The following is a 26,576-nucleotide window of genomic DNA, read 5'->3' as shown; positions in this document are numbered from 1 at the left end:
TGACCCCAGCGATTACCGGACAGGAGACACACTTGGACAGCGCGAGCGAATTCCTGCGCATGCTGCAGCACGAGAAATCGCTGACGACGGCCCATCGGGCGATCCGGCTGCGCCTGGGCCATGCCGACCACCTTGCCGATGAAGTCCTGCTGCCGCAGCGGGTCAGCGGCAGCGAGTCGGTCTGCGGCAGCCTCGAATATGTGGTTACCTGCGTCGCGTCGACCCCGCGCTTGCCGCTCAAGGAACTGATCGCGCTGCCGGCCGAAATCCAGTTCGTCACCGACCGCGGCCAATTGCGCAGCGCTTGCGGCATCGTGGCCGAGGCCAGGGCCGGCGACTACGACGGCGGCCTGGGCGTCTACCAGCTGGTGATCCGCGACGCGCTGGCGATCATGGAAAAGCGCGTCAACAGCCGCGTGTTCCGCTACCAGAACGAACTCGAGATCGTGCAGGTGCTGTTCGACGAATGGCGTCAATCGAACGGGGTGCTGGCCAGCGCCTTCGAATACGAACTCGATCCACTGTTCGACATGCGCCAGTTCCCGCCGCGCGAACAGACGATGCAATACAACGAGTCCGATGCCGCCTTCGTGCGCCGCCTGCTGCGCCGGCGCGGCGTGGCCTGGACCTTCCGTCCCGGCCATGCGCGCACCCGCACGCTCGAGGTCGAGCGCGACACCTCGCCGGTGCACACGCTGGTGCTGTTCGCCGATTCCAACTCGCTGCCGCGCAACGGCGCCGGCAACGTGCGCTATCACCGCGGCGGCGCCAGCGAAGAACGCGATACCATCGTCTCCTGGAGCGCCGCGCGCCGCCTGCAGGCGGGCAGCACCACGCGCCACAGCTGGGACTACCGCAACCCGCTCGGCACCCAGTTCATGACCGCCACCGCGCGCAGCATGGCCGACCAGGGCCGCAGCGGCAACCAGCTCGCCGCCAGCCTCGACGACTACCAGGTCGAGATGCCGCATGCCGGCAACGACGTCGAGGACCACTGGCGCCTCGGCCAGGTGCGCATGAACCGGCACGAATTCGAGACCAAGTGTTTCCATGGCGAAGGCGGGGTGCGCGACCTGCGCGCCGGCGAATGGTTCACCCTGAGCGGCCATCCCGAGATCGACACCCACCCGGCGCCCGAACGCGACTTCACCATCACCGCGCTGCACGTCGAGGCCGAGAACAACCTGCCGGCCGACGTCTCGGCGCGTGTGCGGCGCCTGATGGGCGCCTGGACGGACGACGCCGCCTTTCCCGACACCCCGCCATCGCTCGACGCGGTGCGGGTGCGGGTGAGCTTCGATGCGGTCCGGCGCGGCATCCCGCTGGTGCCCAGCTTTGACCCGCGCATCGACCTGCCGCATCCGCAGCTGCAAAGCGCGATCGTCACCGGCCCGCCCGGCGAAGAGGTGCATTGCGATGCGCTGGGCCGGGTCAAGATCCGCTTTCCCGGCATGCGCACGAGCGACCACCGCCATGCGCACGGCGCCGGCGCCTCCGATACGCCCGCCGATTCGGCCTGGGTTCGGGTGGCGTCCAACTGGGCCGGCGCCGGGCCGGGCAGCCAGCAGCAGGCGGGCACGCTCGGCCTGCCGCGCGTCGGCACCGAGGTGCTGGTGGCCTTCATGGGCGGCGACCCGGATCGGCCGGTGATCCTGTCGCAGCTGTACAACCAGCGCGCGCAGCCGCCGGCGCTGAGCCGGGCGGGGGAGTTGCCGGGCAACCGTTATCTGTCGGGGATGCGCAGCCGCGAGATTGGCGGGGCGCGCGGCGGCCAGCTGCTGTTCGACGACACGCCGGGCCAGATCGCGGTGCAGCTGGCCAGCGAGCATGCTGCTTCTGAGCTGAACCTCGGCTGGCTGTCCGAGCCGCGTGCGAACGGACAGGCAGGCCCGCGCGGCGAAGGCGCCGAACTGCGCAGCGACAAGGCGGTCGCGCTCCGTGGTGGCGAAGGCATCCTGCTCAGTGCGGGCGGCAAGCAGGACGATGCCGGCGCCCAGCTCGAGCGCGCGAGCCTGGTCGGACTCATGGAAACGATGCACGGCGTGCTGGACACGCTCGGAAGGCTGGCGGGCGACCACGGCGAGAGCGAAGAAGCCAGGCCCCGCCTGGACGCGCTGGCCGAGCGCCTGCGCCACTGGCACGACGGCTCGAACGTCGCCCCTGGTTCGGGGGCAGGGGGCGAGCCGCTGGTGGCCGTGAACGCGCCGGCCGGCGTAATGCTGGCCAGCGACGACAGCATTGCCCTCGGCGCCCAAACCAAGATCGACATCGTCTCGACCGGCGACGCCGAACTGGCGACCGGCCGCAGCCTGTTCCTGCGGGCCTCGCGCGCGCTCAGCATGTTCGCCTATGAACTGGGCATGAAGCTGATCGCCGCCCGTGGCGACATCGTGGTGGAGACCCACCGTGGCGACATCGAGATCAAGTCGTCCAGCCGCATCCGCCTGATCGCCGCCACCGGCATCGAACTCGAAGCGCCATCGGTGAAGGTGGTCTCGCAGGGCACCCAGACCGACTGGGACGGCGGCACCATCACGCACCAGAGCAATGGCAAGCATGTGGTCAGGGCGGCGTCGGTAGAGCATCTTTCTCCCGGCGGCGGCATGCCCGCCGGCCTTCGCCTGCCGGCGACCGAGCTGGAAACGGACGAGCGGGTGGTGGTGCTCGACCGCCAGACGAACCTGCCGGCCCGTGGCAAGCGCTACGTCGCCCGCCACGAAGACGGCACCCGCATCCAGGGCGTCACCGACGACGCGGGACGCACCAGCATCCTCTGCAGCTACGCCATGGGCGACATCGAAATCCGCCTGTTACCCGACGACGAACCGGACGATCCCGGTCCGGGCCGGGCATGAAGGAGCCGACCCGTCCAATTCCCCAGCCAACTGTCGACCGCGATGGAAGCCTGGTGGCGCATACGGTCGCGACGCCGACGGCCTTCAAAGTGAGGGCCAGGGTCACTATCGGGTCGCGCAAGGTGATTCCAGTGATATTCGTGCCGGGCATCATGGGCTCGAATTTACGGGCACGCGCGGACATGGCAAGCGACCAGGGCGCCATCCTCAACCCGGGAGAATCAGCATGGCGACCGCCGAACGGGATCGCTGATGGTTTTTGGGAAGCCCGCAAATGGGCGGACCGCCCTCCCTCCGAGCGACAGCGCATCCTGGACGGCAGCGCCCTGGAAGTCGATCCGGATGGCCAGTTAGGATTCGCACCGAACACATTCGACGCGAGCGTCTTGCGGGAACGGGGCTGGGGAGAGGTCCATGCAGGCTCTTACGGCGCGCTGTTGATCGACTTGCAGCGTCATCTGGACAAGACCTTTGAGGTGTCCCCGCAGGGAAGGCGAGAAATACGTCATTTCTGGCGACGCGTGATGCAAGCCGCTCCCGAAACCTGGGGCGTCCGCAGCGTTGCGAGGGTGACGGAAGTGGAACTCGAGAAATATGCCGTGTTCCAGTATCCGGTCTATGCTTTTGGCTATAACTGGCTGGAATCCTGCGAGAAGTCGGGACGGACCCTGCGACAGCGAATTGATCAGATCAAAGCATACTGGAACGAGCGCAAGCATGAATGCCAGAAGGTCATTCTGATTACCCATTCGATGGGGGGGCTGGTTGCGCGCGCCTGTGCGCGAATCAGTCCTCCTGGCGACGGCACTGCGCCCGATATCGCAGGCATCATTCATGCAGCAATGCCTGCGCTGGGCGCGCCGGTAACCTACCGGCGCATCGCATGCGGTACGGAAGGCGGAAGGTTCACGAACGGCTTTCTCGAGAACAGAAAGGCGGGCGCCATCGCCGATATCCTTGGTGGGAGTAGTGCCGAGACGACGCCGGTGATGGCGCTCTCGGAAGGGGTGTTGCAACTGCTTCCGAATCATCTATATCCCAAACCGTGGGTCATTGTCAAAACGATGCGAGCTGTCAATCGACGTGACGAAGTGAGGGATCTTCTTGCCTTGCCTGACGGTAGCCCATATGACTTTTACCGCGACATGAAGTCCTGGTATCGCATGATTGACCCCAGCCTTGCAGATCCGGCGAAAAGATACACCCGAATGGACGATCGTGTTGTCGATCGGATTTTCAAGGCCATTGGTGAGGCAGAACGATTTCACACGAGGCTGTTAAACGCGCCGGGAAACGAGAGCGGCGATCCGAGGCCTTACTACCATCCGAATACCTATGCTTTTTACGGTTCGGACAAGGTATTGAAGGCTTATGGACAGATCAGATGGGTTGCTCGGGAGCCATCCGTTAACCCGGCAGTGCTGACCCCAGCGAATGTGCGAGGCGGGCAGTTCGAAGCCGTCGCGGAAGATGGCGCGCGCAAGGTGCGAATCGGGCAAGACATGAAGCTGCAGTTCTCGGTGTGGCCCGAAGACGCGAACGGCGATGAAACGGTACCGGTCCAATCCGGGGCGGGGCCGGCCGCGTATGTTCGACAGACATTCGCGCCAGCAGGATTTCGTCATCAAGAAAGTCTCCAACCCGAGACGATGCGTCTCCTGATCCGGCATCTCATCGTCAAGATCGTACAGGACATCCGATGAAGCGGCTTGCCAGTCGGCGCGTCCGCTGGATATGTGGATTGACGGCGGTTGCACTAGCGCTGGTGTCGATTCTCGCTAACTCCGTACAGACTGTGAACGATAAGCATAAGGTGGCAAAAATGACCGAGAAAATGAAAACGGTGTGTGTCGGGCGTTTTCTGATCGATCTGCCCGCTGAGGCGCAAGTGACGCTTAAACATGGATCTGTCGGCGGGCTGGATATCGTGAGTACGGATCGGGAATCAGAACGGGAATTCTCGGCGCGCTTGCAGCGGGTAGAAGAGGAACTGTCACAGGCTGTGAATGAAGACGGACAGCCCAGCCTCGAATCGAGCAAGAGAGTACTCGTCGAGACTGGTTATGGAAAGACATTCGTCTATGACCGCCGCCGTATAAAAGCGCTCAAGGACGACAGATTCGTGTACAAAGAGATCCTGGCGCTGCGCGGCATGCTCCGGCTCGATAACGTCAGCGTGACAGGAAATATCGAATGGATAGCCCCCGGGCATATAGACAGCGTAGCCAGTATACTCGACCGGATACGTCCCTTGAAGCTGGAGTATATCCCCCGCCAGGAAGGATTCTGTCTCGGCCACGCAATTGTGGAGGATCCCTACGATCATGAGAATCTGGAAAGCGTCGTGCTGTTTGCAGGCCTTCCCGGACATCCCGATGTCAATATCGTCTTTTCGTCCATGTCGGGGACCGATCCAGCGCCCGGTCTTCTGGAGCGAAACGCAAAATCCGCCTCGCGTGAGCCAATGTACATGCAGCTGGCATTTACCAGTTTGCGGGAACATCCGCGTGCAATCAATGGATTGGCAGGCGAAGAGCTGGTGATGCGGATACGCGAACCGAATTTCACCACTGGATATTCGTTTCAGTGGGAAATGCAGGGGCTGAAGGATGATGTTCATGCGCCGAGGCTGAAGTTGGAGCTGGAGTCAGGCACGAATCCTGAAGCAGGCGGCAGCCCGGTCCAGTCGACCCTGTCCGAAGAAGCGATGTTCGAGCTTTGGGAGCAGATTGCAAACAGCATCCGGATTCGCCCAGTCGAAACGGCGGCGACAAGGCATGCCGAGCCGCTCAGCGCGGCATTGGGCATCAGTGCGTTCGCCGGCGACACCTGCCCTCAAAGCGGCTGGTGGGAGTGCACCGACAGCAGGCCTGGCGTCAACGTCCTTGGCGGTCAGCGCCAGTTCCTGAAACAGGGACAGACCATGCCCCAGGCCCTGCTGTTGCCGCAGCAGACAATGTGGCAACGCTTGCGAGGAGTTCAGCCCAGTTATGAAAGCACAAACGCCACATTGTGGATGCTGGTGGACAAGCGAAGCAACGCACGGGCGTCGCCGATCGTGGGACTCGAGCAGGCGATGGCGGTGCCCGACCCAGGAATTATCCAAGCCGGAACTGTTCCCGCGGGATACTTCGAGCTACCGATCGGAAGCGTGGCCAGGACCGGCGCTGCTTGTCCGGCCAGCGGATGGTGGCGTTGTGAAGACACGCATGCGCTCGACGGCACAAGATGGTTCGCGGCCGGGAGCCTGCTTCCCGCCGCGACGTTCCGCGCGCAGTTCAGTGGCCGGGGTGGCGGGCACTCAGAACTGATTCACCGGCGCAGTGCGTGGCAACTCGTGCGTCATGTCGACGCCGATTCATTTCCTGGCCCTGGACCGGACGAATCGAGGCCCCAGCCTACAGGTGGCACATCGCCGGCGTAGATCATGCGCAGCGCGATCCTCGCGTTCGCCGGCGGCGCCGCCGTGCTTCAACTTCAGCCGGCGCTGCCGCCGGCCAGCGTCATGCTCGCCTGCGCTGCCGCGACGATCGCGGCCTGCCTCGTGCTGCGCGGCCTGCCCCGAATGATCACAACCGGCCTCCTGCTCGGCTTCTGCTGGGCCGCCTTCATCGCGCACCTGGCGCTGAGCAACGCCTTGCCCCACGACGATGAAAGCCGCGACATTACCGTCACCGGTAACATCGCCAGCCTCCCGCACCGCTTCGACGGCGGCGTGCGCTTCCAGTTCGACGTCGCGCACACCGAAGCCCGCGGCGGCAGCGTTCCGCCAAAGATCGTCCTGTCCTGGTACGGCGCCGCCGCCGATCCCGCTTTCATCCACCCTGGCGAACGCTGGCGTCTGGTCGTGCGCCTGCAGCGCCCCCACGGCAACGCCAACCCCCACGGCTTCGACTACGAAGCCTGGCTGCTGGAGCAGGGCGTGCGCGCCACCGGCTACGTGCGTCCCGCAGGCAGCCGCAACGAACGCCTCGACGACTGGGCCCCCGGAGCCGGCTACGCGATCGAACGCGCGCGCGGTTACCTTCGCGCACGCATCCTGGCCATCCTCGACGGCGAGCCTTACGCGGGCGTGATTGTGGCCCTGGTCATCGGCGACCAGCGCGGCATCGACCAGGACGACTGGGACGTCTTCAACCGCACCGGCATCAGTCACCTGGTGTCGATCTCGGGCCTGCATATCACGATGGTGGCGGGCCTCGCGGCCTGGATCGTCGCCAGCCTGTGGCGCCGCTCGTTCTGGACCGACGCCCAACTGCCGTTGCGCCTCCCGGCCCAGAAGGCCGCCGCGCTGGCGGGAGCGATGGTGGCGCTGATGTACGTGCTGCTGGCCGGTTTCGGGGTGCCGGCCCAGCGCACCTTCTATATGCTGGCGGTGGTCGCGGCCGCGGTCTGGTGCGGCCGCATCGCATCGAGCTCGCACGTCCTGTGCCTGGCGCTGGGCATCGTCGTGCTGCTCGATCCCTGGGCCATGCTGTGGCCCGGTTTCTGGCTGTCCTTCGGCGCCGTCGCCGCGATCCTGTACGCCTGCAGCGGACGGCTCGGCGAACAAACGCGCGGCTGGCGCGCGGGGCTGCTGGTGGCGACGCGCACCCAATGGGCCGTCACCATCGGCCTGGCGCCGCTCACGCTGCTGCTGTTCGGTCAGATTTCCCTGGTCAGCCCATTGGCGAACGCGGTGGCGATCCCCGTCATCAGCCTGTTCGTGACGCCGCTGGCGCTGGTCGGCAGCATCCTGCCATCGCCGCTGGCCGGCGTGGTCCTGGGTGTGGCCCACCTGGCGATCGAGTTGCTGACCTGGCCCCTGCAGCGGCTGGCCGCGCCGGCGCTGGCGGTATGGACCGCGCCGGCGCCGACGCTCTGGATACTCGCGCTGGCGCTCGTTGGCACTGCATGGATGCTGGCGCCGCGCGGCTGGCCCCAGCGCTGGGCCGGCCTCGCGGCCTGGACCCCGCTGCTGACGCAGCTGCCGACGGCGCCGCCGCCCGGCGCGTTCAGCGTCACCGCCTTCGACGTCGGCCAGGGCATGGCGCTGCTGGTCGAAACCCACCGCCACCGCCTGCTGTACGATACCGGCCCGCAGTACGCACCCGGCGCCAGTGGCGCGACGCGCGTCATCCTGCCTTACCTGCGAGGGCGCGGCGTAGGGCGGCTGGACACGCTGGTGGTGTCGCACAGCGACCTGGATCACGTCGGCGGCGCCGACGCCGTGCTCCAGGCGCTCGAGGTCGACAGCCTGGTGTCGTCCCTGCCGGCCTCGCATCCCGTGCTGCGCAAGGCGAAGCATACGCGCCGCTGTGCAGCCGGCCAGGCGTGGACGTGGGATGGCGTGCGTTTCGAGATGCTGGGCCCCGACCCGGCCAGCTATGCCAACCCGCGCCTGAAGGCCAATGCGCGCAGCTGCGTGCTGCGTGTGAGCGCGGCCGGCACGGCCATGCTGCTGGCGGCCGACATCGAAGCGGCGCAGGAGGCCGAATTGCTCGTCACGGCCGGTGAACGCCTGCGCGCCAAGGTTTTACTTGCGCCGCATCACGGCAGCGGCACGTCGTCGACTGCCGCTTTCCTGTCGGCGGTGCGTCCCGACCTGGCGCTGTTCCAGGTTGGCCACCGCAACCGCTATCGTCATCCCAAAAAGGAAGTGGTCGAGCGTTACCGCGCCATGGGCATCGCCCAGATGCGGACCGACCAGACGGGCGCCATCACGCTCGATTCAGCCGATGGCTTCATCGCACGCGCTTACCGGATCGAACACGCCCGTTACTGGCATGGCCGCTGACAAGCCCAGGGAAGCACTGATCTATTCTGGCGGGCTGCAATCGGTCACGAAAAATGTGCTTGGCAAGGCCTCGCCGGCCGCACACAAACCGCAGCGATACCGCGTGGTATCGCGAGGATTTGCAACGCCGCAGGGCGCATTTTCTCGTGGACGAGCGCGCCGCCGTGAACAGATCAGTGCTTCCCTAGGGACTTGGCACACACGTGAACGGCGCATGCAGGTATTCCCATTCGCGCGAAACGTAACGTACATCGTGTCCTTCCAGTGCCGCGCCCGCGGCGCACAGCCCAGGTGGCGCGCTCCGGTTCGATCGATGCCGCATGATCTTGGTCGGCTTGCCCTCGACGCTGAATACCGAGATGCTGTCTTTCGGAAGCGGCAGGGTCACCCGCTTCTGGTTCCGGGCGTGGAAGATTTCGGCTTCGGGGTTGTAGTACTTCGGGAAGTGGCTGAGCGCCCAGCGCGCCGGCGCCGAGTGTTCGATGAAGATGGTCTTTTCTCCCAGCAGGCCGGTACCCGACAGCACCACCGCCTGCAGTGCCACGCCGCCGAGCAGCAGCGCAACGCGGGACCTTGGCGACGACAGCCGCGCAACCAGCAGGGCCAGCGCCAGCAGCGGAATGCTCAGCCAGTAGCTGTACCGCGTCATGACCACGCCGCCCGAGTTCCAGTTGATGGTGCTCAGTGCGGGCAGGGCCATCAGGACGATCAGCGCCAGTACCGGCGCCGCGACGAGCAGCCAGGTGGCGCGCTGCCCTTTGGGCAGCACGAACAATCCGAGCAATACCGCCAGCGCGATGCCGGGGCTGCCAATAACCATTCCCTGGTTCAGGTCGAAGAACAGCGAGAACAGGCGGGCGCCGGTGACGAATTCGGAGCCGTTGAAGTCGCGCGCGATCACGCTCGGCGTGCCGAACGTCCACTGGAAGAAGGCAAACGGCGCCAGCGTCGCAACGATGCCGGCCGCAGCCAGCACGAGCTCGCGCCTGCCCAGGGGCGCGGCGATGCTGTCCGGCCACTGCAGCCTGGGATACCTGACGATCAGGACGCGGCAGGCGCAAGCAAAGGGAATCAGCAGCGCCAGCGGTGGATTCTGGCTCGCCGCCAGGCCGGCGCACAGGATGGCCAGCCCGGCCTGGCCGCGCAGGCTTGCAAGGCATGCGATCAGCACGCAGCTGGCGGTCATCACTTCGGGCCCGGTCCAGTTCAGGTAGAACGTCGTGCCCCCCAGCAGGAACAGCAGCATCGCGAGCGAGGATTGCTCGGGCAACGCGCGCCTGATATACAGGAAGGCGCTGGCGCAGAAGCACAGGTTGAGCAGGGTGAACGCGTAGTATGGCTGCGCGCCGAAGGCTTTCAGCAGTGCGTAGAAGGGCAGGGCCAGTAGCGAGTACAAGCCAAAATGGATGCCGTAGAAATGGCCCGCATCGTTCGGCATGACCGTGAAGGTGTAGGCCGGCGTCTTCTCGGGCGCGCGCAGATGCTCATGGAGTTGCGGCATCAGGTCGCCCAGGGTTCCGCCATAGAACGGCATGCCCCCTGCGCTGTGTTTCAGCGACGCCAGGTCGGCGTGGGTGATGTCGGGCGTACCATGCTCGTACAGCGCGTGCATGGTCAGCATGTATTCATAGCCATCGCCGGTCAGCGAGGTCGTGGCCAGGGCGAAACCGGCGATGGCCAGGAACAGGGGGGCAAACCAATAGGTGGACAGGCGCTTGAGCAAGATCGCTCCAGATATGCGAGCGATAGCACTCAGGTGGAGAAGGCCGCCGTATTCTACCTCCCTGCTGGTTCTTTGGGCAATATCGATGGGGTGACGGCCAGCCGAATCAGGCGCGCGGCAGCGTGATCGTCACCTGCAGGCCGCCGCCCTCGCGGTTGCGCGCCACGATTTCGCCGCCATGGGCGTGCAGCACGCGCTGCGCAATCGCCAGGCCCAGGCCGTGACCATCGACGCCGGTGCGCGATGCGCCGGCGCGAAAGAAGGGCTGGAAGATCGCCGCCAGGTCTTGCTGCGCGATGCCCGGCCCGCGATCGAGCACGTCGATGCGGGCCAGCTTCTCGTCGGCGCGCACCGTCACGTTCACGATGCCACCCTGGGCGCCGTGCCTGGCGGCGTTGCGCACCACGTTTTCCAGGGCGCTCCACAGCAGGTCGGGGTCGCCCGTCACGCTGACGCTGCCCTCGGCCTCGACCAGGATGCGGATCGCCTCGGGCGCCGCGCCGCCTCCACCCACGCCCCGCAGGTCGGGTTGGGACGCCTCGAAGCGGGCATCGGCCACGATGCCGTCCGCCAGCTCGGTCAGGTCGACCGCCTCGCGCCGCAGCGCGTCGGGCATGGCCTCCAGGCGGGACAGGGTCAACAGCTCGCCGACCAGCTTGTCCATGCGATTGCTCTCGCGCTCGATGCGTTCGAGCGTGCTCGCGAACTTGTCCGGCTGCTGGTGCGCCAGCCCGACCGCCGCCTGCATGCGCGCCAGCGGCGAGCGCAGCTCATGCGAGACGTCGTGCAGCAGGCGGCGCTGGCCATCCATCAGTGCGCGCAGGCGGCCGCTCATGCGGTCGAAGTCGCGTCCCAGGTCGGACAGTTCGTCGCCGCCCTTGGTGGCGCGGCCGAAGCGCGGCGCCAGGTCGCCGGCGGCGGCGGCCTCGAAGGCGCTGCGCAGGGCGCGGATCGGACGCGAGAAATACCAGGCCAGCAGGGCTGCGAACAGCAGGCTGGCCACGACGGCGGCGCCGATCACGACGGTCTGGCCGATGCGGCGGCGCGCGCCCGGGTCGAGCGCCGGTGTCAGCGGGTCGGGCGGGCCGCCGCGCATTCCCTCCGGCCGTCCCGACTGGCGCGGGACGAAGGCCAGGTAGCGCTCGCCGCCGGGCCCGACCAGATGCCGTGCGCCGCGCCAGGCGCCGCGCTGTTCGCCGTTGCCGAGCTGGCGCTCGGCTTCCTTCAGCAGCTCGGCCGGCACCGCGCGCCCGAGCAGCTCGCGGCGGGCTTCGTCGAGCACGTACAGCTGCGGGCGCCGCAGGTCGGCCAGCAGGCCGCGCAGCGCACCTTCTCCGCCGTGACGCAGGGTGGCCGTCGCCGCGTCGAGGGCGACCGCGGCCGGCGGGCCGGAGTCGAGGCTCGAGCTGGCCTTCTGGCGCGCCTGGTCGCGCAGCCAGAATGCGCCGCCGATGGCGATGGTGGCGCTCAGCTGCGCCAGCAGAATGCAAAGGAAGAACTTCCAGAACAGCCGCCCCATGCTACTCCTTGATCAATTGGTAGCCCTGGCGGTAGATGGTCTGCAGGCAGGAGCGGCCGTCCGCCAGTGGTCCCAGCTTGTGGCGCAAGCTGCTCAGGTGAACGTCGATATTGCGGTCGAAGCGGGCCAGCGGCCGCCCCAGGCCTTGTTCGGACAGCTCGTTCTTACTCACCGGCTTACCGGCATTTCTCGCCAAGACTTCCAGCAGGTTGAACTCGGTGCTGGTCAGGTCCAGCGGCGCGCCGTCCCAGGTCGCGCGCCGCCCCTCGGGATGCATGGTCAGCTTGCCGACCGTGAGGGCGGCGCCGGGAATGCTCTCCGGCTGCGCCTGGGTGCGGCGCAGGATGGCGCGCACGCGCGCCGTCAGTTCGCGCGGCGTGCAGGGCTTGGCCACATAGTCGTCGGCGCCCAGTTCGAGGCCGAGGATGCGGTCGGCGTCGTCGCCGCGCGCGGTCAGCATCAGGACCGGGATGCGGCTGGCGGCGCGGATCTGGCGCAGGGCGTCGATGCCGCTGGTGCCGGGCATCATGACGTCGAGGATGGCGATGGCGTGGCGGCCGCCGAGCGCTTCGCGCGCGCCGTCGTCGCCGTTGTGGACGCAGGTGACCCTGAAGCCTTCCTGTTCGAGGTATTCGGCGAACATGCCGACGAGTTCGACGTCGTCGTCGATAAGCAATACATGGTTCATGGCGACAGGATAGCGCAGTCGCGCATTCCGGTCTTTCCCGCAGCGGGCCGCTTTACCCGGATTTACCTCCCTTAGGCGCGCTTTACACCTGCCCGCCACACAATGGCCGCTCCAAAACGCCGGAGGATCCGCGATGACCCTGCACCCCAAACTGTCCACCCTGCGCGCCACAGCGCTCCTTTCCACCTGCCTGCTGGCCGCTCCCGCGGTGCTGGCGCAAGCCGCGCCGCCCGTCGAGGGCCCCGGCGCCGGACCGGGCTTCGAGCAAGCCGCCGGCCCATTCGACCCAAGCGGCCCGTTCCCGCCATTCGGGCCAGGCCCGCACGCCGGCCCGCCGTTCCTGCGCGGTCTCGACCTGAGCGAGGCGCAGCAGGATCGCGTGTTCGCCATCCTGCATGCCCAGGCCCCAAGGCGGCGCGAACTCGACAAGGCCGAGCGCAAGGCCGGGCAGGCGCTGGACGAACTGGCGCGCGCACCCCAGCTCGACGAGGCGCGCGCCTCCGCCAGCGCCCAGGCGCTGGGCCAGGCGATCGCCGACCAGGAAGTGCTGCGCCTGCAGACCGACGCCCGGATCAAGGCGGTGCTCACGCCCGGGCAGCGCGCACAGCTCGAGCGGCCACGCGGCGAGCGCGGCAAGGGCGTCAAGGGCAGGGCCGACAAGAAGAATGCGCGGACCGGGCAGCGCGAGGCAGGCAAATGAGCGTGCTGTCGATCATCCAGGGTGCGGACGACCAGCACGACGATCACCACCTCGGCCTCGGCGCCGATCTGGCGCGCCTGCTGGCGCGGCCGGCCACGCGCCGCCAGTCGCTGCGCTGGCTGGGTCTTGGAATGAGCACGGCGGCGCTGCCGCTGGCCGGCTGCGGCGGCGGCAGCATGGACGATGGCTACGGCATCTCGACCTCGACCACCACCACCGGCAACGGCACGGGTGGTGGCGCGACGGGAGGCAATGCCGCCTGTTCCGTCATCCCCGAGGAGACTGGCGGCCCCTATCCGGGCGACGGCACCAACCGCAACGCCAATGGCGTGGCCAATGCCCTGACCCTGTCCGGCATCGTGCGCGGCGATATTCGCGCCAGCGTGGGCGGCGCCAGCGGTATGGCCCAGGGCGTGCCGCTGGTCATCCGCCTGAAGATCGAGAATGTGCTCCAGGGCTGCGCCGCGGCGGGCGGGGCGGCCGTCTATCTGTGGCATTGCACCCGCGAAGGCGGCTACTCGATGTATTCGAACGGCATCGTGGACGAGAATTACCTGCGCGGCGTGCAGGAAGCCGACAGCGAAGGCTGGGTCACGTTCACGACCATCTTCCCGGGCTGCTATGACGGTCGCATGCCGCACGTGCACTTCGAGGTCTATCCGACCCTGGCCAAGGCGAACAGCGCGGCAAACCGGGTCAAGACTTCGCAGTTCGCCTTCCCGCTGGCGACGCTCATTGATGCCTATGCCAGCAGCGGCTACGCCAGCAGCGTGCGCAACCTGGCACGCATCAGCTACGCGACGGACAACGTCTTTTCCGACAGTACGGCGCTGCAGATGGCGAGCGTAACAGGCAATGCGGTCCAGGGCTATACCGCCGAGCTGCTTGTAGGCGTTTCCTTCTAAAGGCGGACCGCCCGGCGGCGCTGGACATTACAATTGGGCGCTCTTGCATCCGATCGCGTCCGCCCATGTCCAGACCCCTGCTTCATTTCGCCCATGGCAACAGCTACCCGGCCGGCACCTACAGCCGCCTTCTGGCGCAGCTGCGCGAGCGCTACGACGTGCGCACCCTGGACATGCACGGCCACGATCCGCGCCATCCGGTCGCCGACGGCTGGGGCGCCCTGGTCGACGAACTGGTCGAGCACCTGGAGGGGTACGGCCGGCCGGCGATCCTGGTCGGCCATTCGCTGGGCGGGATGCTGTGCATGCTGGCGGCCAAGCGCCGCCCCGACCTGGCGCGCTGCGTGGTGATGCTCGATTCGCCGGTGGTGGCGGGCTGGCGCGCGCTGGGCTGGCGCCTGGCCAAGCTGGCCGGCTGGGGCGAACGCCTGTCGCCGGCGCGCTTCGCCCGCAAGCGCCGCGAACTCTGGCCCAGCCGCGACGCCGCCTTCCAGCACTTCAGCGCCAAGCCGATCTTCCAGGCCTGGGCCCCGGGCGCCCTGGACGACTACCTGGAACACGGGCTGGCGCCGCATCCCGAAGGCGTGACCTTGCGCTTTCGGCGCGACGTGGAGTCGGCCATCTACCAGACGCTCCCGCACCACATGGATGCCGTGATCCGCGACCCGTTCCCGGTGCCGGTCGGCTTCGTCGCCGGCACCCGCTCGGAAGAGATGCGCCAGGCCGGCATGGATGGCACCCGCAAGCTGGTGGGCGAGAACCTGGTCATGATCGAGGGCGGCCACCTGTATCCGCTCGAAAAGCCGCAGGAGACGGCGCGCCTGACGCAGGCGATGATCGAGCGGCTGCTGGCCGCACCGATGCGGCCTTAGGCTGTCAAGAGCCGCTTTAACGGTCCATCGGCTTGGCCTGGTTGTCGAAAGAGTCGCGCGCGTCGCGCGCACCGACGGTCTTGACGGTGCGGTCGCCGCCGCCTTTTTTCGGGATCCGCGAGCCAGTCATGGTTTCATCGTCGACCTTGGCCGCGATGGCGGGCGCCGCCGCGGCCGGGGGCGTCGGCTGGTCGGTGGTGGGCGCGGTCGTGCAGGCGGTGAGGGTCAGGACGAACACGCCGATCAGGGCCTTGGGCAGATGCTGCATGTGGATCTCCATCGAATAGGGTGACTTATGGTATTCACAATTGCGCCTGCTCGCAATGAATATTGACAGCATGGCCAACTGCGACCATCACCGGCGCCGCCATTTCGCGTAAAATCGCGGGATTTTCTCCCTGCTGGAAACCGACAATGACTATCAAGAGCGACAAATGGATCCGCCGCATGGCGGAAAGCACCGGCATGATCGAGCCGTTCGAGCCGCAGCAGGTACGGGAGCAGGACGGCCGCCGCATCATCTCCTTCGGCACCTCCTCGTACGGCTACGACATCCGCTGCGCCGACGAATTCAAGGTGTTCACCAACATCAACAGCACCATCGTCGACCCGAAGAATTTCGATTCGAACTCCTTCGTCGACGTCAAGAGCGACGTCTGCATCATCCCGCCGAACTCGTTCGCGCTGGCGCGCACCATCGAATACTTCCGCATCCCGCGCAATGTGCTGACGGTCTGCCTGGGCAAGTCGACTTATGCGCGCTGCGGCATCATCGTCAACGTGACGCCGTTCGAGCCGGAGTGGGAAGGCTACGTGACCCTGGAGTTCTCGAACACCACTCCGCTGCCGGCCAAGATCTATGCCGGCGAAGGCTGCGCCCAGGTGCTGTTCTTCGAAAGCGACGAAGTCTGCGAGACCTCGTACAAGGACCGTGGCGGCAAGTACCAGGGCCAGCACGGCGTGACCCTGCCGAAGACCTGACCGGTCTTCAGCGTTCCTGGCGCGCCCGGTGTCCGGAGGGCGCCAGGTGTCCCAGCTTGTCCGGATTGCGCATCACATAGATGGCCTTGATGCGCCCGTCGTCGATCTCGAGCGCCATCGTCTGCAGCATGGCGTCGGGTTCGAGCGTGATCCGCCCCGGCAGGCCGTCGATGCTGGGCGACTGCAGCAGCTCGGCCGCATCCCAGGCCGCCTTCACCTTCTGCGCCAGCAGGAAGCGCAGCACCTTCTCCTGCCCGAAGATCGGGTTCATCACGGCCGGGCGCTTGCCGCCGCCGTCGCCATAGAACACCACGTCGCTCGACAGCAGTCGGGTGAGCTGGGCCACGTCGCCGCTGCGCGAGGCGGCGAAGAAGGCGGCGGCGATCTCTTTCTGGCGGTCTTGCGGCACCGGGAAGCGCGGCCGCGCGCCGGCCAGGTGGGCGCGCGCGCGGCTGGCCAGCTGGCGGCAGGCCGCCGGCTCGCGGCCGATCGCCTCGGCCACCTCGTCGAAGTCCATGTCGAACACGTCGTGCAGCAAAAAGGCGGCGCGCTCCAGCGGCGACAGGCGCTCCATCGCCAGCATCAGGGGCAGGGTGATGTCGTCGTCGTCCTCATCGGCGGGGTCGATGAAGGGTTCGGGCAGCCAGGGCCCGATGTATTCCTCGCGCTTGATGCGCGCCGACTTGAGCACGTCCAGGCACAGGCGCGTTACGGTGCGCACCAGGAAGGCTTCCGGCTCGCGCACCGCCTCCTGGTCGGCGCCGTGCCAGCGCAGCCAGGCGTCCTGTACCACGTCCTCGGCCTCGGCCACCGAACCGAGCATGCGGTAGGCGATGCGCTGCAGGCGCGGGCGGCGGGCGGTGAAGAAGGAGGCGGAGTCGACGTTGTTGGTATCCATGGGCGAAAATGATACGCGAAAAAAAAGGCCCGGATTCGATCCGGGCCTCTCTCGGCGGGCAGAGGCTCCAGCCCCAGCCCCGTTTCGGTTTACGCGTCCTGCATCACGCAATCGACGAAGTAACCGCGCTTGCCGTCGACTTCACGCTTGACCAGGCCGTGGACGTCGGTCTCGAAGCCCGGGAAGCGTTCGTTGAAGTCGCGCGCGAAGCGCAGGTAGTCGACGATCACGCGATTGAAACGCTCGCCCGGGATCAGCAGCGGAATGCCCGGCGGGTAAGGCGTCAGCAGGATCGCGGTGATGCGGCCTTCGAGTTCGTCGATCGCCACGCGCTCGATCTTGCGGTGCGCCATATTGGCGAAGGCGTCCGATGGCTTCATGGCCGGGATCATGTCCGACAAATACATCTCGGTGGTCAGGCGGGCCACGTCGCGCGATTTGTAGAAGGTGTGGATCTCGGTGCACAGGTCGCGCAGGCCGTGCGTCTCGTAGCGCGGGTTGGCCGAGGCGAACTGCGGCATCGCGCGCCACATCGGGGCGTTGCGGTCGTAGTCGTCCTTGAACTGCTGCAGCGCCGTCACCAGCGTGTTCCAGCGGCCCTTGGTGATACCGATGGTGAACATGATGAAGAACGAGTACAGGCCGCACTTCTCGATGATGACGCCGTGCTCGGCCAGGTACTTGGTGACGATCGAGGCCGGGATGCCGGTCTCGCCGAACTGGCCCGACAGGTCCAGGCCCGGGGTCACGATGGTGGCCTTGATCGGGTCGAGCATATTGAAGCCCGGCGCCAGCTTGCCGAAGCCGTGCCAGTTCTCTTCGGCGCGGATCATCCAGTCGTCCTGGGTGCCGATGCCTTCTTCCGAGAATTTATCCGGACCCCAGACCTGGAACCACCAGTCGGCGCCGAAGTCTTCGTCGACCTTCTTCATCGCGCGGCGGAAGTCCAGCGCTTCCAGGATCGATTCCTCGACCAGGGCGGTGCCGCCTGGCGCTTCCATCATGGCCGCGGCGACGTCGCACGAAGCGATGATCGAGTACTGCGGCGAGGTCGAGGTGTGCATCAGGTAGGCTTCGTTGAAGGCATCCTGGTCGAGCTTGACCGATTCGGATTCGCGCACCAGCACCTGCGAAGCCTGCGACAGGCCGGCCAGCAGCTTGTGCGTCGACTGGGTCGAGAAGATCATCGACTCCTTGGCGCGCGGGCGGTCCTGGCCGATCGCGTGCATGTTCTTGTAGAAGTCGTGGAAGGTCGCGTGCGGCAGCCAGGCTTCGTCGAAGTGCAGGGTGTCGATCTTCCCGTCCAGCATTTCGCGCAGGGTCTCGACGTTGTACACCACGCCGTCGTAGGTCGACTGGGTGATGGTGAGGATGCGCGGCTTCTTGTTGACGGCGTCGCGCGCGAACGGATTGGCCTCGATCTTGCGGGCGATCGATTCGGGCGTGAACTCTTCGAGCGGGATCGGGCCGATGATGCCCAGGTGATTCCTGGTCGGCATCAGGAACACGGGAATCGCGCCGCACATGATGATCGAGTGCAGGATCGACTTGTGGCAGTTGCGGTCGACCACGACGATGTCGCCCGGCGCCACGGTCGAGTGCCACACCATCTTGTTCGAGGTGGAGGTGCCGTTGGTCACGAAGTAGCAGTGGTCGGCGCTGTAGATGCGCGCGGCGTTGCGTTCGGACTTGGCCACCGGGCCGGTATGATCAAGTAACTGTCCCAGTTCTTCGACCGCGTTGCAGACGTCGGCGCGCAGCATGTTCTCGCCAAAGAACTGGTGGAACATCTGGCCGATCGGCGACTTCAGGAAAGCCACGCCGCCCGAGTGGCCCGGGCAGTGCCACGAATAGGAGCCGTCGTAGGCGTAGTTGACCAGCGCGCGGAAGAACGGCGGCGCCAGGCTGTCGAGGTAGGCCTTGGCCTCGCGGATGATGTGGCGCGCCACGAATTCCGGGGTGTCCTCGAACATGTGGATGAAGCCGTGCAGCTCCTTCAGGATGTCGTTCGGGATGTGGCGGCTGGTGCGCGTCTCGCCATAGATATAGATCGGTATATTGGCGTTCTTGTGACGGATTTCCTTCACGAAGGCGCGCAGGCCGGTCAGTGCGAAGTCGGTCTCTTCGAGCGAGCCGCCGCCGAATTCCTCGTCGTCGATCGACAGGACGAAGGCCGATGCGCGCGATTGCTGCTGGGCGAACTGGGACAGGTCGCCATAGCTGGTCACACCGACGACCTCCATGCCTTCCTGTTCCATCGCGGCCGCGAGGGCGCGAATGCCGAGACCGGAGGTGTTCTCCGAGCGGAAATCCTCATCGATGATGACGATAGGGAAACGAAATTTCATGGACAGCTCCAAAACGAAGCGCCGTGGAAGCGGCAGGTCCTCTCCGGAACATTCCGGAGGGTCTGGCCGCCGCGCACGGCACCGTAGAAAAATGAGAAGCGGATTTTCGCAGAAAACACGGGTCCCGGTGCAAGTTTTTTTGCTAGGTTAGCCACTGTTCCGGAAGGGTGGCGCACTCTAGTCGATTCTTCGCCCGGCGCGCCGGATGCCCTCGGTCAACAGCGCCGCAATCAGCGCGCCAAAGAGCGGGATCGGTGACAGCGCCGTGACGCTGCCATGCATGAAGGCGAACAGCCCCAGCGTGATGCCGAAGGCCGCCACGGCCCCGGTGAGCGTGAGCAGCCAGGTGCGGCGCGCCAGCAGCGTGACGGCGGCCAGCGAGATCGCGATCTGCTGGGCCACCGAGGCGGCGGCCCACTGGCGCTGGCGGTGCAGGGCGTCGTCCGAGCGGCGGTTCGATTCGCCCGACGCCGCTTCCCAGCGCTCGGCTTCCTTGCGGATGACGTCCTTTTCTTCCCGGTAGCGCTCCGCTTCGTCGCGGTAGCGCACGCCGTCGACGCCGGGGAGCGTTGCGGCCAGCTCGGCCAGGTTCTGGCGGCTCGACTTGGCCTGGTAGTGGCTCCAGGCATTGGCGGCGCTGGTCTTTTCCATCGCCGCCTGGGTCTTGTACAGGCTGGCGTCATTGTGCGACGACGTGCCCAGGAAGGCGAACAGGGTGCCGAGCGTGGCCAGTACCGCGATCAATACCGCGATGCGGCCTGAGAAGCCGTCGCCGCCGCGCGAGCCCGGTGGGCGTGCCGACTCGTTCATGGCATCGCACCGCGGCGTGCATACGTCACGAAGGCGTAGCCGAAACCATTGGCCTGGCTGTGGTGACTGTCGCGCGCCGTTTCGCGCCACACGGCCGCGTCGATCGGCGGAAAGAACGTGTCGCATTCGAAAACGCGGTCGATATGGGTGACGATCATGGCGTCGGCGATGTCCATGGACTGGGCGAAGATCTGGGCGCCGCCGATGATGCTGGCCGGCGCGCCGCCGAGCATGGCGATGGCCGCATCCAGCGACGTCGCGCGCTCGGCGCCCTCGTGCGACCAGTCGGCGCTGCGCGTGATGACGATGTTGCGGCGTCCGGGCAGGACGCGGCCGATCGAATCGAAGGTCTTGCGGCCCATGATCACCGGTTTGCCGAGCGTGACGCGCTTGAAGTGGGCGAAATCCTCGGGCAGGTGCCAGGGCATCTTGTTGTCGATGCCGATGCCGCCCTGGCCGTCGATGGCGACCACCAGGGTCAGGCGAGGGGGATTGCTCATACGGCGACCGGGGCCTTGATCGGGGGATGCGGATCGTAGCCCGTGATCTCGAAGTCGTCGAAGCGATAGTCGAACAGCGAATCGGGCTTGCGCTTGATCTCGAGGCGCGGCAGCGCGCGGGTCTCGCGCGACAGCTGCAGGTCGACCTGGTCCATGTGGTTCGAATACAGGTGGCAGTCGCCGCCGGTCCAGACGAAGTCGCCCACTTCGAGCCCGGCCTGCTGGGCCATCATGTGGGTCAGGATCGCGTACGAGGCGATATTGAAGGGCACGCCCAGGAAGATGTCGGCGCTGCGCTGGTACAGCTGGCAGGACAGTTTGCCGTCGGCCACGTAGAACTGGAACAGCGCGTGGCAGGGCGGCAGCTTCATCTGCGGCACGTCGCCCACGTTCCAGGCCGAGACGATCATCCGGCGCGAGTCCGGCGTGGTGCGGATCTGTTCGAGCACCTGCGATATCTGGTCGATGTGCTCGCCGGAGGGCGTCGGCCAGTTGCGCCACTGGTAGCCGTAGATGGGGCCCAGGTTGCCCTCGGCATCTGCCCATTCGTCCCAGATGGACACGCCGTTTTCCTTCAGGTAGGCGATATTGGTCGAGCCCTGCAGGAACCAGATCAGTTCATGGATGATCGACTTCAGGTGCACCTTCTTGGTGGTCAGGAGCGGGAAACCTTCCTGCAGGTCAAAGCGCATCTGGTAGCCGAACACCGAGCGGGTGCCGGTGCCGGTGCGGTCGGTCTTGATGGCGCCATGCTCTTTCACATGGCGCATGAATTCGAGATATTGGCGCATTGCGTTACGTGGTTGAAGAATCGGTCATTTTAGCATTCGCCGCCAATGCCGCGGCGAATCGCCGCAGGGCTTCTCGCACCGCGTCATCGGACAACGACAGCAGGTTGTCGCCGACGTAGATCTCGATGACGCAGGATGCCGGCAGGGCGCCATGCACGGCGCGGTTGAACATCCAGATGCCGTGCTCGCGCGCCAGCGCGTCGCGCACCGCGAGCGCGCGTTTGCGCTCGACTGGCAGGTGAATGTGCAGCATATTCGATTGCGGTGCGGCGGGATTGACGCGCAATTCGGGGTGCGCGCCCAGGGCTCGATACAGGAAGCGGGTGCGCTCGAAATACGCGGGCATCGCCGCCAGCCGCGCGTCGAACCCCATGGCCGCAGCGACGATATACGGCGAGCGGTGAATGACGTTGCCGCCCTGGCGCCGGAACCATTCGGCGCTGCGGTCCACGAAGGCGCGGCTGCCGAGCAGCATGGCGCCACCCAGCCCGCCGATGCCCTTGTACAGCGACACGTAGACGGAATCGAAGCCGGCCGCGATCGCGGCGACATCGCGACCATAGCCCGCCGCCGCTTCCCACAGGCGCGCGCCGTCCATGTGCAGGTGGATGCCGTGGGTGCGGCAGTGGCGCTTGATCGCTTCCAGCTCGTCCCAGCTTGACAGCTGGCCGCCGATCTCGCGCATCGGGATCTCGAGGCCGACAGCGCCGAGGCGGTCCGGCACCGCCGCCAGGTCGGCCTCGACCCAGGGACGGTGACGGTCGCCGACGGACAGCGCCTGGAAATGGTCCAGCAACTGGTAGTTGGAACGTTCGTGAATGAAGATGTGCGAGGTCGGATGCAGGGCTACCAGGCGGCCGCCCCGGTCGTCGGCGCCGAGGCGCAGCGCCGTGACCTGGGCCATGGTGCCGCTGATGCAGAACACGGCGGCCTCGAAGCCCAGCAGGGCGGCGACCTTGCGCTCGAAGTCCTGGATCAGGGCGCCGTTGCCGTAGACGTCGTGGTCGACGTCGTATTCTTCGCACCAGGCGGCCATGGCGGCGAACAGTTCGGCCGGGCGCGGCTGGCGGTGGCCGGGGAAGACGGTATGGCAGCGGCGCTGCAGGTCGGTGTCAGGCAAAGCGGGCTCCTGGAAGGCGAGCCCGCTACTCTATCAGTTCTCGATCAGCGCGCGGCGCTTCGGCGCCGTCATCGCGGCGGCCTCGCGCTCGTCGGCCAGGCGGAAGCGGCGCACCGAACGCGCCAGCGCGTCGGCCTGTTCGTGCATGGCCTGGGCGGCGGCGCTGGCTTCTTCGACCAGTGCCGCGTTCTGCTGGGTCACGGTGTCCATCTCGACCACCGAGCGGTTGATCTCTTCGATGCCTTGCGTCTGTTCCTGGCTGGCGCTGCTGATCTCGGAAATGACGTCCGTCACGCGCTGCACGCTGTCGAGCACTTCCTGCATCGTCGTGCCGGCCTGGGCGACCAGCTGGCTGCCGGCATTGACTTCGCTGTTGGAGGCGTCGATCAGGACCTTGATCTCCTTGGCGGCGGCCGCAGAGCGCTGGGCCAGGTTGCGTACTTCGCTGGCGACGACCGCGAAGCCGCGGCCCTGCTCGCCGGCGCGCGCCGCCTCTACGGCCGCATTCAGCGCCAGGATGTTGGTCTGGAATGCGATGCCGTCGATGACGCTGGTGATGTCCGAGATCTTGCGCGAAGCCTGGGAAATCGAGTCCATGCGCGCCACGACTTGCGACACCGTGCTGCCGCCCTTCTGGGCGACTTCGGAGGCGCTGCGGGCCAGCTGGTCGGCCTGGCGCGCATTGTCGGCGTTCTGGCGCACGGTCGCGGTCAGCTGGTCCATCGACGAGGCGGTGGTGGCCAGGCTGGCCGCTTGCTCCTCGGTGCGGCTGCACAGGTCCAGGTTGCCGGTCGAGATTTCCTGCGAGGCGGTGGCGATGTGTTCGGCGCCGTCGCGCACCTGGCCGACCACGCCCGACAAACGTGCGCCGATCTCGTTGATGGCGCCCACGAGGCGGCCAATCTCGTCGTCGCGGCGTGCGGTGGCCGACGCGGTCAGGTCGCCGTCGGCGATGCGGGTGGCGACTGCCTGCACCTCGGCCAGCGGACGGGTGACGGTGGCGCGTACCAGGAAGTACAGCACGGTGGCCAGCACGGCCAGCGCCGCCAGGCCGAATACGATGAAGCGGTTGCGCAGTTCGGTCGCAGCGGCGGTGATCTCGTCGCGGTAGGTGCCGCCGGCGATGACCCAGTTCCAGTCCTTCATTTCCGAATAGGCCGCGAATTTCTCGCGCGCGCGCAGCTCGCCCGGGTTCTGCCAGTCGTAGCTGATCGTGCCTTCCTTCTTCTCCAGCATTTCCTTGATGAAGGCGTGGCCGTCGGCCGACTTGCTGTCGAGGATGTTCTCGCCTTCCTTGTTCGGGTGGACGATCAGGTCGCCATAGGTCTTCGGCGCCGACGACAGCACGAAGAAGTAGCCGGTGTCGCCAACCTTGACGGCGCGGATGCGCTCCTTGAGGGCGGCCACGTCGGCCGTGATGTCGACCCCGACGTAGAGCGCGCCGACGACCTTGCCGGCCGCGTCGCGCACCGGCTCGTACTGGGTGATGAACTGTTTCCCGAACAGCGTGGTCAGGCCGACATAGGTGCGGCCGGCGCGCAGCGCCGGGTAGGCTGGCGAGGCCTTGTCGAGGGCGGTGCCCACCGCGCGCTCGCCGTTTTCCTTCTTGACCGAGGTCGTCACGCGCACGAAGTCCTCGCCGGCGGCGGCGAAGATGGTGGCGTTGCCGCCGGTGCGTTCGGTGAACGCGTCCGGGGCGTTGAAGTCGAGGTTGAGCGGATGGCCGGCCACGCTCAGCGTCGGCACCTGGCGCCCGCCAACGTCGACGGTGGTCGCTTCGTCCAGCGCGAAGTCGCCCGGCAGGCCGGCGCGGAAGATGCGGCCGAAGCTGACCGCCTGGCTGCTGACCGTCTTGTTGAACAGCTCGACGGTGCTGGCGACGCCATGCAGCTCGTTCCTCACGCCGTCGATGGCGCGCCGTTCCAGCATGCCGGAGGTCAGGACGGTAATGGTCGCGATCAGGGCGGCAATGATGGCGCCGGCCAACAGGAAGGTGACTGCGCTGATGCGCGTGCCGACATTCCAGCTCGCTGGACTAAATTTACGGTTGCTCATGTATTGTGAGGAAAAATAGAGGGATATAACCCGCGATCATACCTCGCAAACTTTTCTTACTGCAACATTTAGTGAGTTTTGGAATGCTACCTGGTAGCCCCGGTACAACAGCTTGGTGGATTGCTACGTAATACTACGAATTGTACTCTCAGATACACGTGTTTACGCAGCCACCGGCGCATGGGTCTGGAACTGCAGCGCCGCGAGGTTGGCGTATACGCCACGCAACGCGATCAGCTCGGCGTGGGTGCCGGATTCGACGATCCGGCCTTCATCCAGCACGATGATGCGGTCGGCCCGCTGCACCGTCGCCAGGCGGTGGGCGATGATGATGGTGGTGCGGCCGACCATCGCCGCTTCGAGCGCGCGCTGCACCAGGCGTTCGGATTCGGCGTCGAGCGCGCTGGTGGCTTCGTCCAGCAGCAGCAGCGGCGGGTTCTTGAGCAGGGCGCGCGCGATCGCGATGCGCTGGCGCTGGCCGCCCGACAGGCGCACCCCGCGCTCGCCCAGGAACGAGGTATAACCCTGCGGCAGGCGTTCGATGAAATCGTGGGCGGCGGCCATCTTCGCCGCGGCGATCACCTCGTCGTCGCTGGCGTCCGGGCGGCCGTAGCGGATGTTTTCCATGGCGTCGAGCGAGAAGATCACGGTGTCTTGCGGCACGATGCCGACCGCGCCGCGCAGCGTGTGCAGCGCCAGGTCGCGTACATCGACGCCATCGAGGCGGATGGCGCCGGCCTGCGGATCGTAGAAGCGCAACAGCAGCTGGAACAGGGTGGTCTTGCCGGCGCCGGAAGGGCCGACCACGGCCACCGTCTCGCCGGGGCGGATATCGAGCGCCAGGTGCGACAGGGCGGCTTCGTCCAGGCGCGACGGATAGGCGAAGGTCACGTCGTCGAGGGTCACGCGGGCGCCGTTCTCGGTGCGTGCCGGGAGGGCCCTGGGCTGCAGCGGATCCTGGATCTCGGATTGCGCGCCAAGCAGCTCGAGCAGGCGTTCGGTGGCGCCGGCGGCGCGCTGGGCGTCGCCCATCACTTCCGACAGGGCGCCGACCGAACCGGCGACGATGCCGGCGTACAGGATGAACTGGCCCAGGTCGCCGCCGGTCATCGTTCCTTCGAGCACGGCGTGGGCGCCGAGCCACAGCACGAACACGATCGCGCCGAAGATCAGCACGATGGCCAGCATGGTGAGCGTGGAGCGCGCCCGGATGCGGCGCATGGCGGTGGTGAAGGCGCCTTCGACTTCCTTTGAGAAGCGGCCGGATTCATGGCCTTCGCGGGTAAACGCCTGCACGGTCGGCATCGCGTTCAGGATCTCGCCGGCCACCGCCGAGGCGTCGGCGATGCGGTCCTGCGAATCGCGCGAGAGCTTGCGCACGCGGCGGCCGAACAGCACGATCGGCAGCACCACCAGCACCAGCAGGCCCAGGATGATGGAGGTCAGGCGCGGGCTGGTCACGAACAGCATCACCAGGCCGCCGAAGAACAGCAACGTATTGCGCAGGGCCAGCGAAATGCTGGTGCCGACCACGGTCTGGATCAGGGTGGTGTCGGTGGTCAGGCGCGACAGCACTTCGCCGGTGCGGGTGGTCTCGAAGAATTCGGGGCTCTGGCGTACCACGTGGCCGTAGACCGCGCTGCGAATGTCGGCGGTGACGCGTTCGCCCAGCCACGACACCATGTAGAAGCGCGCCGCGGTGGCCACCGCGAGCACCGCGGCCACGCCGAACAGGGCCAGGAAGGTGGCATTGATGTGTTCCAGGCTGCCGCCTTCGATGGCGGCGCCGGCGGCTGCGGTCGCGCTGGCGGCGCCGAAGCCCAGGTCGATCATCTGCTTGAAGGCAGCGGGGATCGCCAGGGTGGCGCCGGCCGCGAACAGCAGGGCGATGCCGGCCAGCAGGAACTGGCGGCGATAGGGACGCAGGAAGGGACTCAAGCCCCTGAGGGTGGCCAGGCTGCTCTTGCGGGATGGATCTGGGTCGGTCTTGCCGGTATTACGGGTGGTCATCGTGTTTTGGTGTTTCGATCGTTCT

20 protein-coding genes are annotated in these 26,576 nt (G+C 66.6%); 8 read left to right on the top strand and 12 right to left on the bottom strand.

The window, feature by feature from the left end:
- Positions 1-32: 32 nt before the first annotated feature.
- The 4 genes from AC3A6F_RS15470 to AC3A6F_RS15455 are packed head-to-tail and all read left to right on the top strand — an operon-like array spanning position 33 to position 8,631.
- Positions 33-2,855, top strand: a complete 2,823-nt coding sequence (locus tag AC3A6F_RS15470) for a type VI secretion system Vgr family protein (RefSeq protein ID WP_487682195.1) — start codon at positions 33-35, stop codon at positions 2,853-2,855.
- Positions 2,852-4,558 (top strand): esterase/lipase family protein, encoded by a 1,707-nt coding sequence (locus AC3A6F_RS15465; RefSeq protein ID WP_487682193.1) that lies wholly within the window; start codon positions 2,852-2,854, stop codon positions 4,556-4,558. Before AC3A6F_RS15470 ends, AC3A6F_RS15465 begins: the two co-directional genes overlap by 4 nt.
- Positions 4,555-6,279, top strand: coding sequence for a T6SS immunity protein Tli4 family protein (locus AC3A6F_RS15460; protein WP_487682191.1), 1,725 nt, complete (start codon positions 4,555-4,557; stop codon positions 6,277-6,279). Before AC3A6F_RS15465 ends, AC3A6F_RS15460 begins: the two co-directional genes overlap by 4 nt.
- Positions 6,280-6,282: 3 nt before the next feature.
- On the top strand, positions 6,283-8,631 hold the full coding sequence (locus AC3A6F_RS15455; protein WP_487682189.1) for a DNA internalization-related competence protein ComEC/Rec2: 2,349 nt from the start codon (positions 6,283-6,285) through the stop codon (positions 8,629-8,631).
- A 184-nt stretch (positions 8,632-8,815) separates the two neighbouring features.
- Here the strand turns inward: AC3A6F_RS15455 and AC3A6F_RS15450 are convergent, their stop codons facing one another.
- From AC3A6F_RS15450 to AC3A6F_RS15440, 3 genes are all read right to left on the bottom strand, one after another.
- Entirely contained in the window at positions 8,816-10,354 is a 1,539-nt protein-coding gene (locus tag AC3A6F_RS15450; protein WP_487682187.1) for a hypothetical protein, read from the bottom strand.
- Between the two features lie 106 nt (positions 10,355-10,460).
- Positions 10,461-11,873 (bottom strand): sensor histidine kinase, encoded by a 1,413-nt coding sequence (locus tag AC3A6F_RS15445; protein WP_487682185.1) that lies wholly within the window; start codon positions 11,871-11,873, stop codon positions 10,461-10,463.
- Position 11,874: 1 nt separating this feature from the next.
- Positions 11,875-12,561, bottom strand: coding sequence for a response regulator (locus AC3A6F_RS15440; protein WP_487682183.1), 687 nt, complete (start codon positions 12,559-12,561; stop codon positions 11,875-11,877).
- A gap of 133 nt (positions 12,562-12,694) precedes the next feature.
- Between AC3A6F_RS15440 and AC3A6F_RS15435 the strand changes: the two genes are divergently transcribed.
- The 3 genes from AC3A6F_RS15435 to AC3A6F_RS15425 all read left to right on the top strand — a co-directional run bounded on the left by AC3A6F_RS15435 (position 12,695) and on the right by AC3A6F_RS15425 (position 15,038).
- Positions 12,695-13,261 carry a Spy/CpxP family protein refolding chaperone gene (locus AC3A6F_RS15435; RefSeq protein WP_487682181.1) on the top strand — a complete coding sequence of 189 codons (567 nt, stop codon included), beginning with the start codon at positions 12,695-12,697 and terminating at the stop codon, positions 13,259-13,261.
- Positions 13,258-14,166 carry a peptidase associated/transthyretin-like domain-containing protein gene (locus AC3A6F_RS15430; RefSeq protein ID WP_487682179.1) on the top strand — a complete coding sequence of 303 codons (909 nt, stop codon included), beginning with the start codon at positions 13,258-13,260 and terminating at the stop codon, positions 14,164-14,166. The genes AC3A6F_RS15435 and AC3A6F_RS15430 overlap by 4 nt, the downstream gene beginning before the upstream one ends.
- Positions 14,167-14,231: 65 nt before the next feature.
- Positions 14,232-15,038, top strand: coding sequence for an alpha/beta hydrolase (locus AC3A6F_RS15425; protein ID WP_487682177.1), 807 nt, complete (start codon positions 14,232-14,234; stop codon positions 15,036-15,038).
- 16 nt (positions 15,039-15,054) lie between these two features.
- Here the strand turns inward: AC3A6F_RS15425 and AC3A6F_RS15420 are convergent, their stop codons facing one another.
- A complete protein-coding gene (locus AC3A6F_RS15420) occupies positions 15,055-15,306 on the bottom strand; it encodes a hypothetical protein (protein ID WP_487682175.1) in 252 nt (83 codons plus the stop codon).
- A 146-nt stretch (positions 15,307-15,452) separates the two neighbouring features.
- Between AC3A6F_RS15420 and dcd the strand changes: the two genes are divergently transcribed.
- Positions 15,453-16,019: a dCTP deaminase gene (gene dcd / locus AC3A6F_RS15415; protein ID WP_123068242.1), complete on the top strand. Its 567-nt coding sequence runs from the start codon at positions 15,453-15,455 to the stop codon at positions 16,017-16,019.
- 7 nt (positions 16,020-16,026) lie between these two features.
- On the opposite strand, the gene AC3A6F_RS15410 is transcribed toward dcd, so the two are convergent.
- The 8 genes from AC3A6F_RS15410 to AC3A6F_RS15375 form a co-directional block, all read right to left on the bottom strand.
- Positions 16,027-16,917, bottom strand: coding sequence for a sigma-70 family RNA polymerase sigma factor (locus AC3A6F_RS15410; protein ID WP_487682173.1), 891 nt, complete (start codon positions 16,915-16,917; stop codon positions 16,027-16,029).
- Between the two features lie 89 nt (positions 16,918-17,006).
- Positions 17,007-19,265: an Orn/Lys/Arg family decarboxylase gene (locus AC3A6F_RS15405; RefSeq protein ID WP_487682171.1), complete on the bottom strand. Its 2,259-nt coding sequence runs from the start codon at positions 19,263-19,265 to the stop codon at positions 17,007-17,009.
- Positions 19,266-19,442: 177 nt separating this feature from the next.
- Positions 19,443-20,075 (bottom strand): DUF4337 domain-containing protein, encoded by a 633-nt coding sequence (locus AC3A6F_RS15400; RefSeq protein WP_487682169.1) that lies wholly within the window; start codon positions 20,073-20,075, stop codon positions 19,443-19,445.
- Positions 20,072-20,575 carry a dihydrofolate reductase gene (locus tag AC3A6F_RS15395; protein WP_487682167.1) on the bottom strand — a complete coding sequence of 168 codons (504 nt, stop codon included), beginning with the start codon at positions 20,573-20,575 and terminating at the stop codon, positions 20,072-20,074. The genes AC3A6F_RS15400 and AC3A6F_RS15395 overlap by 4 nt, the downstream gene beginning before the upstream one ends.
- Positions 20,572-21,366, bottom strand: a complete 795-nt coding sequence (locus AC3A6F_RS15390) for a thymidylate synthase (RefSeq protein ID WP_487682165.1) — start codon at positions 21,364-21,366, stop codon at positions 20,572-20,574. Before AC3A6F_RS15390 ends, AC3A6F_RS15395 begins: the two co-directional genes overlap by 4 nt.
- A 4-nt stretch (positions 21,367-21,370) precedes the next feature.
- A complete protein-coding gene (locus AC3A6F_RS15385; RefSeq protein WP_487682163.1) occupies positions 21,371-22,486 on the bottom strand; it encodes a threonine aldolase family protein in 1,116 nt (371 codons plus the stop codon).
- 33 nt (positions 22,487-22,519) lie between these two features.
- The gene (locus tag AC3A6F_RS15380; RefSeq protein ID WP_487682161.1) at positions 22,520-24,541 is read right to left on the bottom strand and encodes a methyl-accepting chemotaxis protein; all 2,022 of its coding nucleotides are present in this window, start codon (positions 24,539-24,541) and stop codon (positions 22,520-22,522) included.
- Positions 24,542-24,703: 162 nt separating this feature from the next.
- Positions 24,704-26,551, bottom strand: a complete 1,848-nt coding sequence (locus tag AC3A6F_RS15375; RefSeq protein WP_487682159.1) for an ABC transporter transmembrane domain-containing protein — start codon at positions 26,549-26,551, stop codon at positions 24,704-24,706.
- Between the last annotated feature and the right edge of the window lie 25 nt (positions 26,552-26,576).

It is taken from the genome of Massilia sp. Soil_C_3, assembly GCF_057657035.1.
This window is presented reverse-complemented; position numbering and strand designations above follow the sequence as displayed.